At 55.9% G+C, this 17,117-nt stretch carries 13 protein-coding genes and 1 pseudogene; 8 read left to right on the top strand and 6 right to left on the bottom strand.

The window, feature by feature from the left end; translation table 11 throughout:
- Nucleotides 1-677 precede the first annotated feature (677 nt).
- The 3 genes from ACSQ36_RS37355 to ACSQ36_RS37345 all read right to left on the bottom strand — a co-directional run bounded on the left by ACSQ36_RS37355 (nt 678) and on the right by ACSQ36_RS37345 (nt 4,122).
- The gene (locus tag ACSQ36_RS37355; protein WP_436185991.1) at nt 678-1,280 is read right to left on the bottom strand and encodes a GNAT family N-acetyltransferase; all 603 of its coding nucleotides are present in this window, start codon (nt 1,278-1,280) and stop codon (nt 678-680) included.
- A 154-nt stretch (nt 1,281-1,434) separates the two neighbouring features.
- The gene (locus ACSQ36_RS37350; RefSeq protein ID WP_436185990.1) at nt 1,435-2,316 is read right to left on the bottom strand and encodes an alpha/beta hydrolase; all 882 of its coding nucleotides are present in this window, start codon (nt 2,314-2,316) and stop codon (nt 1,435-1,437) included.
- Between the two features lie 345 nt (nt 2,317-2,661).
- On the bottom strand, nt 2,662-4,122 hold the full coding sequence (locus ACSQ36_RS37345) for a CBM96 family carbohydrate-binding protein (protein ID WP_436185989.1): 1,461 nt from the start codon (nt 4,120-4,122) through the stop codon (nt 2,662-2,664).
- An 806-nt stretch (nt 4,123-4,928) separates the two neighbouring features.
- Between ACSQ36_RS37345 and ACSQ36_RS37340 the strand changes: the two are divergent.
- Nucleotides 4,929-5,245: pseudogene (locus ACSQ36_RS37340) on the top strand (VOC family protein).
- Between the two features lie 49 nt (nt 5,246-5,294).
- On the opposite strand, the gene ACSQ36_RS37335 reads toward ACSQ36_RS37340, so the two are convergent.
- Nucleotides 5,295-5,735, bottom strand: coding sequence for a TIGR02594 family protein (locus ACSQ36_RS37335; RefSeq protein WP_436185988.1), 441 nt, complete (start codon nt 5,733-5,735; stop codon nt 5,295-5,297).
- 80 nt (nt 5,736-5,815) lie between these two features.
- Nucleotides 5,816-7,270 carry an MFS transporter gene (locus ACSQ36_RS37330; protein WP_213766284.1) on the bottom strand — a complete coding sequence of 485 codons (1,455 nt, stop codon included), beginning with the start codon at nt 7,268-7,270 and terminating at the stop codon, nt 5,816-5,818.
- Between the two features lie 388 nt (nt 7,271-7,658).
- Here ACSQ36_RS37330 and ACSQ36_RS37325 point away from each other — a divergent pair, with 388 nt between their 5' ends.
- From ACSQ36_RS37325 to ACSQ36_RS37305, 5 genes are all read left to right on the top strand, one after another.
- The gene (locus ACSQ36_RS37325; RefSeq protein ID WP_213766283.1) at nt 7,659-8,186 is read left to right on the top strand and encodes a 2,4'-dihydroxyacetophenone dioxygenase family protein; all 528 of its coding nucleotides are present in this window, start codon (nt 7,659-7,661) and stop codon (nt 8,184-8,186) included.
- Nucleotides 8,187-8,254: 68 nt separating this feature from the next.
- The gene (locus ACSQ36_RS37320) at nt 8,255-9,565 is read left to right on the top strand and encodes an MFS transporter (protein ID WP_436185987.1); all 1,311 of its coding nucleotides are present in this window, start codon (nt 8,255-8,257) and stop codon (nt 9,563-9,565) included.
- 6 nt (nt 9,566-9,571) lie between these two features.
- Entirely contained in the window at nt 9,572-10,300 is a 729-nt protein-coding gene (locus tag ACSQ36_RS37315; RefSeq protein WP_213766281.1) for an SDR family NAD(P)-dependent oxidoreductase, read from the top strand.
- Between the two features lie 79 nt (nt 10,301-10,379).
- Complete coding sequence (locus ACSQ36_RS37310; protein ID WP_436185986.1) at nt 10,380-11,207, top strand: IclR family transcriptional regulator; 828 nt, start codon at nt 10,380-10,382, stop codon at nt 11,205-11,207.
- Between the two features lie 143 nt (nt 11,208-11,350).
- Nucleotides 11,351-11,656, top strand: coding sequence for an NIPSNAP family protein (locus ACSQ36_RS37305; RefSeq protein WP_213766279.1), 306 nt, complete (start codon nt 11,351-11,353; stop codon nt 11,654-11,656).
- Nucleotides 11,657-11,788: 132 nt separating this feature from the next.
- Here the strand turns inward: ACSQ36_RS37305 and ACSQ36_RS37300 are convergent, their stop codons facing one another.
- Nucleotides 11,789-12,925 carry a porin gene (locus ACSQ36_RS37300; RefSeq protein WP_436185985.1) on the bottom strand — a complete coding sequence of 379 codons (1,137 nt, stop codon included), beginning with the start codon at nt 12,923-12,925 and terminating at the stop codon, nt 11,789-11,791.
- 1,294 nt (nt 12,926-14,219) lie between these two features.
- On the opposite strand from ACSQ36_RS37300, the gene ACSQ36_RS37295 reads away from it, so the two are divergent.
- Both ACSQ36_RS37295 and bamA read left to right on the top strand, forming a co-directional pair.
- Nucleotides 14,220-14,588: a hypothetical protein gene (locus tag ACSQ36_RS37295; RefSeq protein WP_436185984.1), complete on the top strand. Its 369-nt coding sequence runs from the start codon at nt 14,220-14,222 to the stop codon at nt 14,586-14,588.
- 133 nt (nt 14,589-14,721) lie between these two features.
- Nucleotides 14,722-17,046, top strand: a complete 2,325-nt coding sequence (gene bamA, locus ACSQ36_RS37290; protein ID WP_436185983.1) for an outer membrane protein assembly factor BamA — start codon at nt 14,722-14,724, stop codon at nt 17,044-17,046.
- Nucleotides 17,047-17,117 lie beyond the last annotated feature (71 nt).

Here is a 17,117-nt window from a genome sequence, read left to right as displayed (position 1 = left end):
ACCTGATCGCCAAATCCTGCTTCGAGCCCCTCTTCCGGCCGCCCTGGCGCCGCACGCATGACTCTCACAGAGCGCTGGTTGCGCGCCCTGAAAAGACGTCATACCGTCGCAACGAGTGGTTACCCGAGACAAACTGCGTCAATGCTGCACTGCGATATCAATCCATCAGGCAGGCGCAGGCTTCGCGCGTCGAAGGCAGCGATCAATTCCATATTGGGTAAATGCTTCTGATATGAAAGTCTTCTTGCAGCGATCTGGTATTAGTTACAGTCCACTTTGGATGGACGAATTATATTCGCAAAAAAACGTTTCATCTGTGTAACGTTCGCAAAGACTTGGAAATAAGTAATAGTTTCTCACGCATCATGTGCTGAACGGCCGCTATCCCAGAAGAGAGGAAAACGCGGAATTTCCTTCTCAATTCTCCGTACTCAAACGAATGAATGACTATTTATCCAATCTTAATTGTATGACGTTACCTTTTGTTAATATTATGGGTAAATATAACCGAACCGGTTTCCACATTAATCTTAAGAAAACGAATATAGCGCGATATAATCCTTATATTAATTAAATCTTACTTATTTCTTTCATATTTAATACGGTTTTCAGAAGGCTAAAAATGCAGCAACAATGCGCTTTGCTGTACTGCAAAAGCGTTGTTTGCCGGTCGAGTGCTACTTCAAGCGCATCTTCTGCTGCAGCAATGCCTTTACCTCTGGCCACTCGGAATCAATGATGCTGAAGCGCACCGAGTTGCGCTTGCGGCCGTCGGGCATGATGCGCTCGTGCCGGACAATACCTTCCTGTTTTGCGCCAATGCGCAGGATCGCCGCACGGGATTTTTCGTTCAATTCATCCGTTGTAAATTGGACGCGCACAGCGTTCATGGTTTCGAACGCGTAGGTCAGAAGAAGGTACTTCGCTTCCGTATTGATACCCGACCGTTGCACCGAGGCGCTCAGCCAGGAATGGCCGATTTCGAGCTTTCTATTAACGCGATCGATCTTCCAGAACCGCGTGCTGCCCACCACCTGCCCAGTCTCTCGCTTGACAATAACAAACGGCATCACGGTTCCGGCCTGCTGACCGGCTAGCGCAGTGGCAATGTATTGCCCTGCCGTCTCGGGACCGGGAACGACCGTCACCTTCATGGTCCACAATTCACCATCTGACGCGGCGTCCACCAGCGCCTCCTGATGCGATGACTGCAGAGGACGAAGTTCGATAGTGGGGCCGGTCAGTGTAGGTTGAATATCATGGGAGGCGTCAGGGATCATAGCCAGCAATTTTGCTTTTTAGGGCCTTAATCATAAGTCAAACCCGGACAACGGATTCCGATTGGAAGCAATCACAAAACCCCGGTCAAGGTCGGGCCGACTTCTCGACGACCCATCGTCCGTTCGCCCTGCTTGTTGCCAAAACCCCTTAACATCATGGCCGGTTTTGCGTTTTCTGCATCCAGTCCACAATGCCATCCACCACCTTTTCTTCTATTCCATAGTAGCCATGCGGAGTCAGGGAGCCGCAATCATCCCGGGTACTTTGCGTGCCACCGCTAACGGTCAGGACTGCTGTCGGAGCTTGGCGAATTGATTGCGCGATTGATTGCGCGATTGACTGCGCCATGGACGGTGGTGCGACCTTGCATCTGTCATCCAGGTTTGCGACAACAAGCGAAGGCACGCGGACATCGCCAGGATGTGCATCAAAAACTGTTTCATGAGAGCCGCCGAGAATGGACACGGACTCGGTCAGGATCAGGCCGGCAAGCTGCGTTCCTCCGGCATGCGATGCAGCGTTCATGGCGGCAATGGAACCTTGGCTGGTACCAAGCACCCATACAGGGACATTCGCCTGCCTATGTGCAAACTCGATGATCTTTTTCGTTATCTCTGCGTACGCGGCGCTACTGCGCTGCCCTCGCATGGACTGATGATCCAGCGCATCGACCAGCACGATGCCATAACCCCGGTCACGCCAAAGACTGTCCGAGCGCACGACGAAATTCTTCGCATTCCTGACCTGTCCACTCTTCTCGATGTCGATCTCGCCGGTACCGCCGGGAAACATCACGATGATGCCTTTTGTTCCGCGACTGGCAGCAGTGTACAAAACACGCTGGAAACCTCCGCCTTGCAAAGGCAGGTCTTCCACTACGCCCTCGCCGGCCGACGATACCTCCACCGCCTGGGCACTGTCCGGTGAGGAGTGGTGCATCTCCATCTCACGTCCGAAGGCATGGGTGCCGAGGGCACAGCAAACGGCTGCAAGCGACATGCGCAATAGAAGGTGATGCGGCCTATGTTGAAACATTCAACGCTCCTGTCGGGCTAAGCAGCCCAAGTGAATTTTCCCGGCGTGCCAACTTGATCGACCAGAAAAGCGCACAGAGTACAAAGCGTTGATTAAAATGTAAAATATATTCTATCGGTTGCTGCCATACTAATTAAATATACCTTTGTGGATCGGGATTGACGTCTGTGCCGTGGCCGACCTGCTATTGCGCGTATTGAAATATTGGGTCGACATCGGTACTAAGGCGCGGTCTTCCAGGCAGCAACCGGTTTTATCTCTTCTTTAACGCTGCGGTGCTCGGCTTATGCGTGCACACCGCAGCGGATTTGCCAGGCTAACGAGCCCTAAACACCATGTTTTCAGCTACGGCAGCGGCGTTTGCATGATTGGCTCGAAAAGCAAAGTGGGCTTGTTCGCACCTTCCTTCGACTGGAAAAGATAAGACTGCGTCGTCACGCCACCGCGCACGCAGAATGCCACTTCCGTTTCGCCCGCTGCAATCGCATTCTTAATGAGCTGCGTAACATCGGAAGCTCGATATTGAACGGCATTGTCGAGATACAACTGCGCCTTTGGCCCCGTCGATGGACAAGCCGGCGCGTTATCCCAGGTAACCGTGCTTTCGTCCCAAGTTGCGTCCATTGGATACAGATAAATCATGTTCGCACCGCTGGAAGTGGCGCCCCCGTAGAGATTGACCTTCACTGCGTTGAAGTTAAGCGTGGAGGCATTCGCAGGCAACGGGAAACGGAGCATGGAAATTTGCTGTTGTCCGGGAATGTTGGACACATATAAATTAGCCGAACTTCCGTAGTTTTGCGTATCGTTCGGCGTACTTTCGATATAAGCGTCGCTGTCCGGTTCACTATAGGCCATCGGGATGGAGTCGCCGCAGTCTACACCCTTGTTGAAGCAATAGTCGGTCATGTATTGCATTGATTGTACCGGCCAGCCATTAAAGAAATCTCCGTGAGCAGTAAACAAATTGCCCCACTGAAGCGTGGTTGATCCATCCGGATTAATGATTGGGTCAAGTGATAGTTGCACGTCACTCATGTCGGTATTGGTACCAAGAAAATAAGCCACGTTCATATTCACGGTAGGGATACGGACAGGATAATCTGCAGGGCATACGTCATTGGTGCTATAAACTGCGTTTTTTACGGTAGTGGTGGGCGTCATCGTGTGACCGTCCCAGCAATCTGGAAACTGAATGCCGATGTTGAATTGCACGCCGCTTACCGGGTCAGTGCTCCACGCGGGGCAGGTAGTTTGAGGCGTTGATGTGTACTTCGTTGCCGCGCCTTTACAAAAGTAAGTGATCGCGCTGCTCGGGCCGGTATTGAGAGGGCTACCTGCAATCAACTTTAAACCCTGAGGCATGGGTGTGACCGGATAATTCGACGCGTTGGGCACCTGATAATACGTTTTTTGATAGGCCGGCGGGATGATTACCCCGCTGCGCATCAGCGAGGGAACCCAGTACGAGGTACCGTCAGCTTGATTATCGCAAGTATTCGCGGGAGTGTTATACAAATCGGCTGTTACCGTATTTGCATTCGCGGCAATATTACCAAAGAAGTCATGAAGCATCGACATGCCAGGCATACCGGGCATCAGGATTGGGTCATCCGGAAGTGTGTGACTGTAGTTGCACTGGACGTTGGTTTGTCCGTTCAGAACGGGCAGTGATGCGGTATTGGCTATGTTTTTTAATACTGAATCAGCCACCGCACCGCTGCCCGAACTATCCCCGTTACACGCAGCTACTACTAGCGTACAGACGATCACTGCCAAACCCGCAAGCTTTAAACGAATTTTCATGATCCGAGTCTCTCGATTTTTTGGATTTAATCGCGGTACGAATGACCAGCAACAGCTAGCTTCGAATTAATCGACCCCGGCGCGCCGCGATATTGCACGCTGAACTTGATTAAACGCACAAAACATTAAATTAAAGTTGAGATGAATAATTTGTCGATCGGGTCAATTTTTCTCGTTATGCAACGATCGCTGCCTGCGGCAACGAATTCCGCATCGTTCGTCATGCAGGCTGGGCAATGTGGTCTTTCGAGTGCTTATAACGACCGAGCATGTCTCGAGCGTTCACAAGGTGGGGTCTCTATTGTTGGTTGACTCTTGCTTTCTATCGAATGTGTCAAATTATTTTAATACGCAAGCGTGTACTTTATTCGAGCCGAATTTGTAATTTTTTGTGCCAATATTGACGGTAACTGATCGATAGCGGTTGCAGCGTCATCATTTATTTCGCGAAAATCAATTGGCGTGACCAGGATGCGATATGTTTTTAATGTGCACGTTGGTGCGGGTCAATGTAGAAGATTCATCCACGCCACCTCCAAAGGGATTTCGTTCTCTTCAAAACTTTCTGCTGTGAATAAGCTGTAATGGTCAAGACATTTGGACATTACCCGAGCCATATAAAAACGGCGACTATTCAACGAACAAATAAAAGCGTTCTGTCGACTTGCCATAGCGGGCACAATGCGACGTGTTGCTTTATACGCGGGCAAGAATCTTTCGACCAAGCGTAAGGAACATCTGGATAGATCTGCTGCTGTGTAGTTATCGAAAACGAAGAGTGCTGCGGCGATACGAGAAAGCAGAGCATCCGTTTCGAATCATCAAACGGCAATTCGGATTCGCCAAGGTTCGGCTCGGTCGCAGCCGACGCGCTGCGCCTGTGGTTCCTGATCGGAACGCCATTCGACGGAAACACTGCCAGCCCCGGCAACGGACAGATGACGGCCCTTCTTGCACACGACCGCAACACCGTCGATCGCTGCCACGCCATCGCACTAGCGAACGGAGGCGCGTGCGATGGGCCGCCGGCTTGCAGCCGCACTATCATGCGCATTATTACGGCGCGTACTTTCGTGACCTTGACGGAAACAAGCTCAGCGTGTGCTGCCATGACCCCGCCTGAGTGCGGCGTCGATCCGTGCAAGTTTTGCGAAGCGGACCTTGCAGAAATCTCAGATAGACTCAGGCCACCGGTAGCCCAGCACCGACGCTAACGGATAGTCGAGCTCGCGTACTTCTCCAAGCTGATTGCCGCCGAAGAGATAAATGGCTTCGGCGTCGTGGCAAAGATAAAAGCCAACGTGCCCTTTCCAGCTGGGCGGATCGTCACGGGACAAGACAACGACGCAACCATAAGCGGGACCCTCTAGAGCCCGGCCCCACTCAAGCCAGGAACGCGCAAGCGCGGACCCCGTGCCACGCTGGCCAGTATTCGCAAGACACCAGTTCAGGAACGAAGAGCACCACGAGATTTTGTCGTCGTAGCCCACCAGATTGGTGTGCGCGTTGTATTCGACAATACGCGGATTACTCTCTCCCGGGCCAAAGCGCCGGACCCCGCGCTCGGAGAAAGCCAGGGACAACCATGCGGGGGTATCGATTTGATTAGCCATACCTACAATCATTCTCCGCTGTACGCCGGACTCAAGGGGCCACTGCAATGCTCTCTTTCCTCAACCGGCGCATTCGCGTTCTAACCGCCTCTTTGCGACACATTCTGCCGCATCGATCCTCCGCCCACGCTTTGCCCGGCATCGCGGGCGACCTTGAAGTATCCCCATACGGAGAGCAGCGTCAGCAAGCCGGCGAACAGAAACGCGAGCCGGAAGTCGTCGAGTGTGAAATGCATGCCATCCACACTAGCCGTCTCGCCGTTAAGCAGCGCGGCAGCCCGCAAGGCGACGGCGCCATAGGCAATGCCTAGCCCTATTGTCATCTGTGCAGCCGCACTCCATAACGTGCTCGCGGCGCTCATTTGCGGGGCGCCCACGTCGGCATAAGCGAGGGTGGCCAGCAACGAAAACTGCATGGAACGCGCCACGCCATAGACGAATACCACGATCAACACCCACGCCAACGGTGACAAGGGCGTAAGGAGGCCGCATATGATCGTAAATATGCCCGCTGTGGCCACAGCAACAATGGAGACATACCTGAAGCCGAAACGCCGCAGAATTCGCGTGGTCAGCGCTTTCATTCCGAGATTGCCAAGCGCACTGGCAAGCAACAACAAACCGGACTTGAAAGCAGAAAGACCAAAGCCGATCTGAAACAGCAACGGCATTAAATACGGCACGGCGCCAATGCCGATCCGCGTCAGCGAACCGGTCAGGACGGTTACCGAATAAGTCGGAATCTTCAGCGTCGAAAAATCGATCAGCGGATGCGGATGACCCGCCGCGTAGCGAACCGCTGCAAAGCCAATCACGAGGCCGGCCAGGACTAAGCCCCCTGCAATCCATGGATTGCTGTCGGGCTGGCTCGCAAGTTCGGCGCCGTAAAGAATGGCGGTCAGGGCTGCGCCGCTAAGCACAAGGCCCACTATATCCAGAGGCTTGCGTTCGGCGCCACGCAGGTTCGGAACCAGCATGGCGACGGCTACCAGCGCACAGATTCCGAATGGGACGTTCAACAGGAAAATCCAGCGCCATGACGCGTACGTCGTGATGAAACCGCCAACGGGTGGCCCGACGACTGGCGCGGCAATAGCCGGCCAGGTGATGGTGGAGATAGCCTGCATGAGGCGGCTTTTCTCCGTGCTGCGGACCACGATCAGCCGCCCTACCGGCACCATCATCGCACCGCCTGCACCCTGCAGCAAACGCGCCGCCGTGAACTCCGTGACCGAGTTCGATAAACCGCATAACACTGAGGCAATCACGAACACGACGATCGCGCTAAAGAACACCGTACGCGAACCAACGCGATCAGCTACCCAACCGCTAACCGGAATAAAGATCGCCAGTGCCAGCATGTAGGCGGTCATCCCGATGCTTAGCGCATTCGGGCCGACACCAAACGAATGGGCCATCTGCGGCAACGCGGTTGCGATGACCGTGGTATCCAGATACTCCATGAAGAACGTTCCCGCGACTATGTAAGGCAGCCAGCGAGCGGCAGAGGATGTTGGCAACGAACTGCTGCTCATCGAGAATCCCAGGTTGAGCGGCGACATCGCCTTGAGCGACGCGCGGTAGTTGATATTGGCGCTCTTTCAGCGCCGGTGGATCCTGCGAATACGGGAAGTCTTGCACAAGATGCGCGGTTGGATACGCGTTAACCCGCCCGGCATTATCGCGTAACACTTAGCTCCATGTCATCGGTCCATGCACCGTGATCGACTAGCCGGCATCAAGCCGAATTGACGCTTTCATTACTGAAAGCTTCACGACCAAGGCGCTTTGCAGCGTCACGCACAGCAGCGAAACTCATGACGCACTGCACGATCACCGCGTCTTGACAGAGAGGGTCGGCATGCAGAATAGTGTGTCCATAAAGTGATTAATATATCCACAATATGGACAAGGAGCTAGCTCATGGCAGGCGCTAAATCCGCGGCGGACGCAATGACGCCGTATCAGCTTCCATTTCCTAAAGAAGCGGCTAAGGAGATCGTGGTTGAATCGGCGATCCCCAAAGACGAACGCCTTTGGGTCCCTCAAGCCGAGAACGTCTGGTTCCGTCCGCTGTGCCTGAATGTTTCGACCGGGTACTGGATGAACCTGCTGCGCGTGCGCAAATCTGGCGTGCTAAGCCGGCACCGGCATCCGCAAGCGGTGCACGGCATGGTGCTCAAGGGCCGCTGGCGTTATCTGGAACACGATTGGGAAGCCACCGAGGGCAGTTATGTTTTCGAACCGCCGGGCGAAACGCACACGCTCTACGTACCGGAAGATGTGGAGGAAATGATCACCTACTTCCAGGTCAACGGCGTGATGTTCTATTGCGATCCGTACGGCAATTACACCGGCTACGAAGATGTTTTCACCAAGGTCGACATGTGCCGCAAGCATTTTTCGTCAGTAGGTCTGGGAGAAGATTTCGTTGACCAGTTCATCCGTTAAGCCGGAGCAAAACTTAACACCCGAAGCACCTTCCACGCAGACTCTCAACGAGCACCGGAGGAGACACCATGTTGCAGAAATCACCGCGCCTCAAGCGCATTCAGGTGGTCGCGATCACGTTCCTGACACTGGCCGGGATCGTGAATTATCTCGACCGGAGCACGCTTTCCATAGCGAATCATTCGGTTAGCCAGGAACTGGGGCTGTCCGCATCGCAGATGGGCTTGCTGCTGTCCGCCTTCTCATTCGCCTATGCGTTTTCGCAGTTACCCATTGGCATACTGCTTGATCGTTTCGGTGCGCGCGTGATGCTCGGCTTAGGCATGTTCGTTTGGTCAGCCGCGCAATTGTGCGGTGGCCTTGTGACGAGCCTGTCTCAGTTCCTGGTCGCGCGGGTCGCGCTGGGTCTCGGCGAGGCGCCGAATTTTCCCGCCGGCGCAAAGGTGGTCAGTGAATGGTTCGGCGTGCATGAGCGCGGCCGGCCGACCGGTATCTTCATCACGTCATCGACCATTGGACCCGCTCTCGCGCCGCCCGTCCTTACTGTGCTCTTGCTGGCCTTCGGCTGGCGCACGATGTTCATCGTCATGGGCGTGCTTGGCATTGCGGTATCGATTGGCTGGTATCTCGTCTACCGTGATCGTCGCAACCTCGCCCTCGATTCTCAAGAGGTTGCGTTCCTGACTGAAGGAGAGCCGGAGCAGCGCGCCGATCGCCGCATGACCATGCGCGAATGGCGCGGGTTATTCAGCAAGTCAACCACATGGGGCATGATCTTCGGCAACATGGGCGTGATCTACATGGTGTGGCTTTATCTCACCTGGCTGCCCGCGTACCTCGAGCATGAACGCCATCTGACAATCGCGCATACGGGCTGGCTCGTGTCGATTCCCTACCTCTTCGGCACGCTTGGGATGCTGTCCAGCGGATTCGTGGCCGATGGTCTGATGGCGCGTGGCATGGCGCCCATGAGGAGCCGTAAGTGGCCAATCTGCGTCGGCTTGCTGGGCGCAGCACTCTTCACGGTACCGGCGGCGTTCACCCCGAACCTGACGCTCGCGATGGTCTATCTCTCTGCCGCCATGTACTTCGTCAACATGGCGAGCGGCGCATGCTGGGCGCTGGCGACCGTCGCAGCGCCTCGTCACATGGTGGCCTCGCTGGGCAGCATTCAAAACTTCGGCGGATACTTCGGCAGTTCTTTTGCCCCATTCATCACCGGCATCGTCGTAGATAAAACCCACTCCTTCATCAACGCGTTCCTGATCAGCGCGGGCGTCGCATTCGCCGCGGCACTGGTTTATATATTCGTAGTACGGAATAAAATAGAGGATAGCGAGCCCGTCGTTTCAACCGTTCCCCTGTCCGATCTTTCCTGACCGACCATGACTTTCCAGACTGATCTTTTCAAAGGTAAAACCGCCGTTGTGACTGGCGGCACGCAGGGTATTGGCGCCGGCATCGCTCAGTGTTTCGCGGCTCTCGGCGCGCGTGTCCTCGCAGCAGGCATCGCGCCAACCGATGTTCAGCGCAAGGCGCTGGGCCCCGCCGTGGAAGTCGTCGAACTCGACGTCAGCGACGATGCGAGCGTAGCGTCACTGGTGGCGCAGGCCGACTCCATCGATATGCTTGTCAATTGCGCAGGCATGATCCGGCGGGGTGACGAACTGGCTATCGACGTATTCGAGCGTGTGATCGCCGTCAATCTTAGCGGGACAATGCGTGTCTGCGCCGCGGCACGCGAGCGGTTGAAGGCAAGCGAAGGATCGATCGTCAACACGGCGTCCATGTTGAGCTTTTTCGGTGGTGGTCTTGTACCCGCTTACAGCGCAAGCAAGGGCGGCGTGGTGCAGTTGACCAAGTCGCTGGCCATTGCTTATGCAGCCGACAACATTCGCGTCAACGCGGTCGCGCCCGGCTGGATTGCTACGCCGCTTACGCAAGCTCTGCAGGATAGCGACGATCGTTCGCAAGCAATCCTTGATCGCACGCCAATGAAACGATGGGGCCAGCCCAGCGACGTCGCGCAAGTGGTGGCGTTTCTTTGCTCGCCAGCGGCGGCGTTCATGACGGGAGCGGTAGTCCCGGTTGATGGAGGTTATATGGTTGTGTAGCGGGGTTTATTATAATTTTCGGCGCCTCGATCACTGCTTTTCAATACCACCGGTACACCGTCAAGTTCCTTCGGACGCCATGCCAAAACCATTTAAGCCCGCTATCGGCCGCCCCAATTCGCAGCGCCCGCCAGACGATGCCAAGCCAAGCGGCACTGCTGCATTCTCCAAGTTCATGGTGGTACTTCAGTGCATCGCCGACGCAGCGGCGCCACCCGGCATCACCCAACTTACCGCTGCATCGAAGTATCCGCGGCCAACGGTATATCGCATTGTCGGAGCCTTGATCGCCGAGGGCCTGGTGGTCGAAACGCCGCGAGGCGGCAGTTATTCGCCAGGTCCTCGTTTGTTATCCCTGGCAAGCCGGAGCTGGGAGCGTTCCGACCTGCGGGTGGCTGCCAGCGAGGCGCTGCAGACCTTGCGTGACCTTACCCAGGAAACAGTTCATCTGGCGGTGCGCAGCGGCTCTGAAATGGTCTACATCGAGAAGCTCGAAAGTCCGCACGCCGTACGCATGGCGTCGCGAATAGGCACACGTGTCACGCTGTATTCAAGTTCCGTCGGCAAAGCCTATTTGTCTTCGCTCAAGCGCCCGGATCGCGACGCGTTACTTGCCACCCTGAACTTCGAGCGCTTTACGCCGAATACCATCATCGAACGCACCGCACTCGATGCCGAGCTCGACGCGACCCAAGCTCGCGGTTATGCGGAAGATCGCGAAGAAAACGAGGAGCAGATCTTTTGCTACGGCAGCGTGATCCTGGGAGCAAATGGCGATCCGATCGCATGCGTCAGCATCAGCATTCCCCTATATAGGAAAAGCGCGACGCCGCTGGAAACCTACATCGAGCCATTGAAGGACGCTTGCCGCGTGATTGCCGAAGGGACCGGCCCGGGATCGCGCTAGGGCATAGATTCATGCCGGCGCTCGGCGATATGGCTTGCCTGAGGAGCCGGTGTCCCGCGCTTGGTGCGAGTCGCTTGAGAAAAGTTATTCATCGAGAGGCACGATATTATCCGATCGATCCTTTCCCCCAAAATAGACATATCATGATTACCTGCTACCTTCGCTACATTATCGTCCCTTCGAAACTCAATGAATTTGAGGCCTACGGAAAGATGTGGATTCCACTGGTCGAGAAATTCGGTGGCCAGCATCATGGCTATTTCCTGCCGTCGGAAGGCGCGAACAATGTCGCGCTGGCGCTGTTTTCGTTTCCGAGCCTGTCAACCTACGAGAGCTACCGTCAACAATCGCAGCTTGACCCGGAATGTCAGGCAGCATTCAAATATGCGGAAGAAACGCAGTGCATTGTCAGCTACGAGCGCAGCTTCTTTCGCCCCGTCTTCAGTTAACCGCAGACTGAAAATGAAAAAGCCGGGATAACTTCCCCGGCTTATCAAAGCTTCCTGCCAAACACACCGCGCTAAGCTGCGGCCTTCCCGCTCATCATGTCAAAGGCCGCAACCATTCGCTTAGCCATTCGCTTAGAAGCGGGCACGCAAACCAATGGTTGCAGCAACCTGGCTATTGGTCGACGAAGCGCTCAACCCGTTGATGGAAGCAGTCAAACCCGAATCACCCGTACCGCTCACGTGCTGATACACGCCTTGGAGATAAACGTCGGTGCGCTTGGACAGCGCGTACGCCGTCTGCAGGGTCACCTGGTTATATTTCGGGCTCACGCCGTCCAGGCTTGCATCGGTGAACGTATAGGCGCCCGATAGCGTCCATGCAGGCGTGAAGTTGTATCGGCCGTTCACTTCATAGTTGCTAAAGCGCGCGCTGCCACCCGCCAGGGTGATGCCGTTTGTCGTGCCCGAAGCCGACGCGCCAATGCCCGTCGCGTTGGACAACTGGGTCTGCGAAAACACGAAGCCGACATTTGCTGCGCCGAATGCATAGTTGACGCCCGCGCCGTAGGTGCGTTGACGGCCCGCTGCGAACGTAGCGTCGGCGGTCACCGCGCCGGACGAGTTCAGCGTAGAGCCCGCGCTATTGAGCTGCATGTAGCTGGCCGCTGCGCTCAAAGGACCGTAGTTATACGACGCGCCAAGGCTATATGCACGATTGTCCGAGAATCCGCCCGCGTCGTTCGAGAAGCCATACAGGCCGCCGAACTGGAAGCCGCCGTAGTTGACGCTCTGGTACTTGACCGAGTTATTGATGCGGAAGGAGTTGTCGAGGTTGTCGTTATCGAACGGGTGAGCCGCCTGCGTCCCACCGAACTGCGTGCCGGTCAGCGCCAACGGGGCGACGTAGTCGACCATTGAGTCGTACTGGCGGCCGAGAGTGACGGCGCCTGCCTGGTTACTCGACAAACCAACGAACGCCTGACGGCCGAACTCCAGGCCGTTCTGGCCTAACTTGCCGTTGTCGATATTAAAACCATTTTCCAACGTGAAGATGGCCTTGAGACCACCGCCCAAATCTTCGGAGCCACGCAGGCCCCAACGGCTGCCGTTGACCTGGCCGCTGGTTGCCTGGATGTTCTTGCTGCCGCCCTGGTTGTTTGTGTAGGTAATGCCCGCGTCAATCAGGCCATAGAGGGTCACGCTGTTCTGAGCGTGTGCCGCTCCGGCGAAGGTGCCGATGACACCGAGAGCAAGAAGGGATTTTTTCATTTCAAATTCTCCGAGAATACGATTGAGCAACGCGGTCTGCTTGCCCCATTGCCAAGGGTTGCAAACACCGCGGTCTCGCCAGATAAACGTGCATCGCTGCACGCACTGATCGACGTCGCCGTGCGTCGATCAGACGGGCACCATTAAACAGCAGCGGTTTGCGAGGGCTGTTGGAAGCGGACAACAAGCATCGTTACCAAGCGTTGCACCTGGTCAACACAGTAATGCAACGGTTTGCGTCCAACAGGGCGCCTGAGCGAATGCCGTGGACCGGCAAAGCGTTCTCTGGAAAGGCGTGCGCGGGCGCTCCTATGCAACGGCCGGCAAGACGCGGGCCGTCATCAATAGTTCGGCGCGTACCGTGCGGTCATGAACGGGAACATTCGGGAACAATTTGCTGACGCATGAAACGCGGCCAGGCGGCGCTCGATGCAACGAAAAAAACGTCATCGCTGCATTGATGCGCGCTGACGTTCGTCGTGTGCAACAGCATAATCGTTCTATCGTTAAACCAATATGAAACGTACGCAGGGAATCGTCCTGAAGACCTTGACCCCATTGCCTCGATAGTTAATCAGGCCGCTCTAATTCCTCACCAAGCATTTCACTGTGTCTCCAAGCACGAACTCTGTATTCATCACGAGTGCCGCCTTGAACTCCTTTCTCTCGTGAGAAAGAGTGGCCCGAAAATGCGGCAAACCCGACCGGAAGCTTTGCCCGCAAGCCTGAACGACTGGCCAACGTAACGCGTCTTTCCCCGAAGCCCCGCCGATCAGCCGATGCACCCCCTATTTCCGGCGAGAAATGCGGTAACGAAGCCGTAACGCGCCGCGTCATATAGCGAGCTACTTTAGTGACTCGTCTAGCGACTTGCACCCGAGGGCAGCAACCATGATGAAGCACATTCTTTCCACACAAGTTCTTGCAGCGGTTCTGCGAGCCAGTTCAACACCGTTGCTTTCGGACATGCTCGTTGCCATGTCGGAGGGCCGGCAACGCGCCGCGTTCTTCCGTGATACCGAAACGAATCCGACCACCTTGCGGCGAAGCAACGCTCGCTAACGTCGCTCGCCCACAGGAAACAGGGATAGAAATCCCAGCTTGCTCCCAATCCGCCCCTGACAGAGCCGCAAGGTAGCTTGCCTGCCGTACGGCCGCTGCCCATCTTGTCAATACCTTACACAATAAATAAGGATTACATAATATGCCATTAGTTAAAGCAAAAATCGATTCCCAGCGCGCCCCGGTCCGGGCAGAAGGAATCGAAAGAAACGACCTGTCCGAGCCCGTGCGGGTGTCTTCCATCGAGCGCATCGAGCTGGAACCCGACGGCCAACATATGGTGGTGCACAGCGACCGGTCGACCCTGACGTTCCATTACTCGGTATTCCGAGAACTGCTGGCGGTGCTTCCCGCCGCGATCATGCAGTCGGAGCGAATGCTTCAGCGAACGCCGCACATCAACTTCGCGATGGGCTGCGAAGGATGGGAGCTCGGCGCGATCGACAACGGCAAAAGCCTGGTCCTTACGTTCCGGCTGCAAGGCGGTGCTGACGTTTCCTTTTGTCTGCCCCGGGAGCAGATCCCACCCATGGTCGACGCGCTTATTTCGGCAGCACGACTGGTTCAGATTCCGGCCCACGCGAGCGGCCCCTTGCAATAACCGGCTAGCGCAACGCAGTTCCTGAGCGGCCAGAAGACACAGGTCCAGTCCAGGCACGGCACGGATCACGTCCGATACGACGCGGAAAAGCAGGGCAACACATTCGGGCCGATATGCTCGTCAAGTACATCAAATGAAATTCAACTTCCGAACCTTCCGATCATTACGTACCGCTCACTCAGCCGTTGCCATCGCATTGAACGTGTTCCTTGCACCGGGAGTCTATGCGGCGACCAGCAGTTTTGTCATCAAGGACATACAGATCGAGGGCTTGAAGCGCATTGAGCCCAGCTCGGTCTTCGCTTATGTCCCGCTCAAGCGAGGCGACCTCTTCTCGGACGACAAAGCGTCGGAAACCATTCGTGCCCTCTATGCAACCGGCTTCTTCGACGATGTTCAGGTCGAGACGCAAGGTAATGTGGTCATTGTAAAAGTGCAGGAGCGCGCTGCCGTCTCGTCAATCGACTTTGCCGGCATCCACGAGTTCGACAAGGACAACCTCACCAAGGCATTGCATTCAGTCGGCCTGTCACCAGGCAGTACCTACGACAAAGCGCTTGTCAGCAAAGCTGAACAGGAACTGAAACGCCAATACCTGACGCGAGGTTATTACGCCGCCGAGGTGACCACCACGGTCACGCCGATTGACCGCAACCGGGTATCCATTCTGTTCTCGGTAACAGAAGGTCCCAGCGCGAAAATTCGTCAGATCAACTTCATGGGCAATCAGGTTGCAAGCTCGTCGACGCTGCTCGACGAAATGCAGTTATCGACCCCTAACTGGTTCTCCTGGTACACGAAGAACGACCTCTACGCGAAGGACAAGCTAACGGGGGATCTGGAAAAGGTGCGCTCGTATTACCTGGACCGTGGATATCTGGAGTTCAACATTGACTCCACGCAAGTGTCGATCTCGCCCGACAAGAAGGACATGTACCTGACCATCTACATTCACGAGGGAGAGCCGTACACCATATCGAGCATCCAGCTTGGCGGCAACCTGCTCGATCGCAACGCCGAACTGCAAAAGCTCGTGTCGATCCGCGGGGGCGAGCGTTTTTCGGCCGAAAAATTGCAAGCCGCAACCCAGGCTCTGGTGGATAAGCTGGGGGAGTACGGCTACGCATTCGCACAGGTCAATGCCCAGCCGGAGATTGACCAGGTCCATCATACGGTCGCGTTGACGTTGCAGGTCGATCCAGGACGCCGGGTGTACGTGCGCCGGGTGAACATTGAAGGCAACACCCGGACGCGCGACGAGGTGATCCGTCGTGAAATGCGCCAGATTGAAAGCTCATGGTTCGACAGCAGCCGCCTGAAGCTCTCGAAGGAGCGCGTCGATCGTCTGGGATATTTTACGAACACGGAGATAACCACAGTCCCCGTTCCCGGCACCACCGACGAGGTCGACATAGACGTCAAGGTAGAAGAGAAACCAACGGGCGCGGTCACGTTGGGCGCCGGCTACGATTCGAGCGACAAGGTTGTGCTGTCGGCCGGGGTGTCGCAGGACAACGTGTTCGGCTCTGGAACAACGCTCGCGCTGAACGTGAATACGGCCGCGACGTACCGGACCTTGTCGGTGACGCAAACCGATCCCTACTTTACGATCGATGGCATCAAGCGCATTACCGACATGTATTACAGAACCACCTACCCGCTCTACAACTTCAGCGACACGAGTTTTCGAATTACATCGATCGGCGCGGATATGAAGTTCGGCATACCGTTCTCCGAATCGGACGTGGTTTATTTTGGTGCGGGTTTCGAGCAGGACCGGTTCAATACAGACTCGTCAACGCCACAAAGCTACCTGGACTATGTCGCCGAGTTCGGTCGCGTGGTGAACAACGTTCCAGTGACAGTCGGCTGGTCGCACGACGCACGCGACAGCGCGCTGATACCCAGCAAAGGCTATTTCCTTCAGGCCAACGGCGAGTTGGGAACACCGGCAGGAAATACCCAGTACTACAAATCAGATGTTCAGGCCCAGTACTATTACACCCCCGCCAGGGGTTTCATTCTCGGCCTGAATTTCCAGGCGGGCTATGGTCACGGCATAAACGGCGACGCCTATCCGATCTTCAAGAACTACTACGCCGGCGGTATTGGCTCGGTGCGGGGCTACGAGTCCGGTTCGCTCGGACCGCGTGACGCCACGACCAACGACCCGATCGGTGGATCGAAGATGATCGTCGGCAATATAGAAATGACCTTTCCGCTGCCGGGTACGGGGTACGACCGGACCCTGCGCGTGTTTACTTTTGTCGACGGCGGTAACGTCTGGGGCGACGAGGGTAACAGCGTGGGCGCCAACGGCCTGCGTTACAGCTATGGTGCGGGACTTGAGTGGATATCCCCGATCGGGCCGCTCAAGCTGGACCTCGGTTTCCCGATCGTGCGGCACGCGGGAGACCAATACGAGAAGTTCCAGTTCCAGATCGGCACGTCGTTCTAACCCGTGCGGTCAGCAGAAACGCTCATCCGGTTCACGCCGCGCATGCGTCATATCGCGGTCGCAGCGGCGAT

The sequence above is a fragment of the Caballeronia sp. LjRoot34 genome, assembly GCF_964253815.1.
In the GTDB taxonomy this organism is placed as follows: Bacteria; Pseudomonadota; Gammaproteobacteria; order Burkholderiales; family Burkholderiaceae; genus Caballeronia.
The sequence above is the reverse complement of the archived record's forward strand: the minus strand, read 5'-3'. Positions and strand labels throughout refer to the sequence as shown.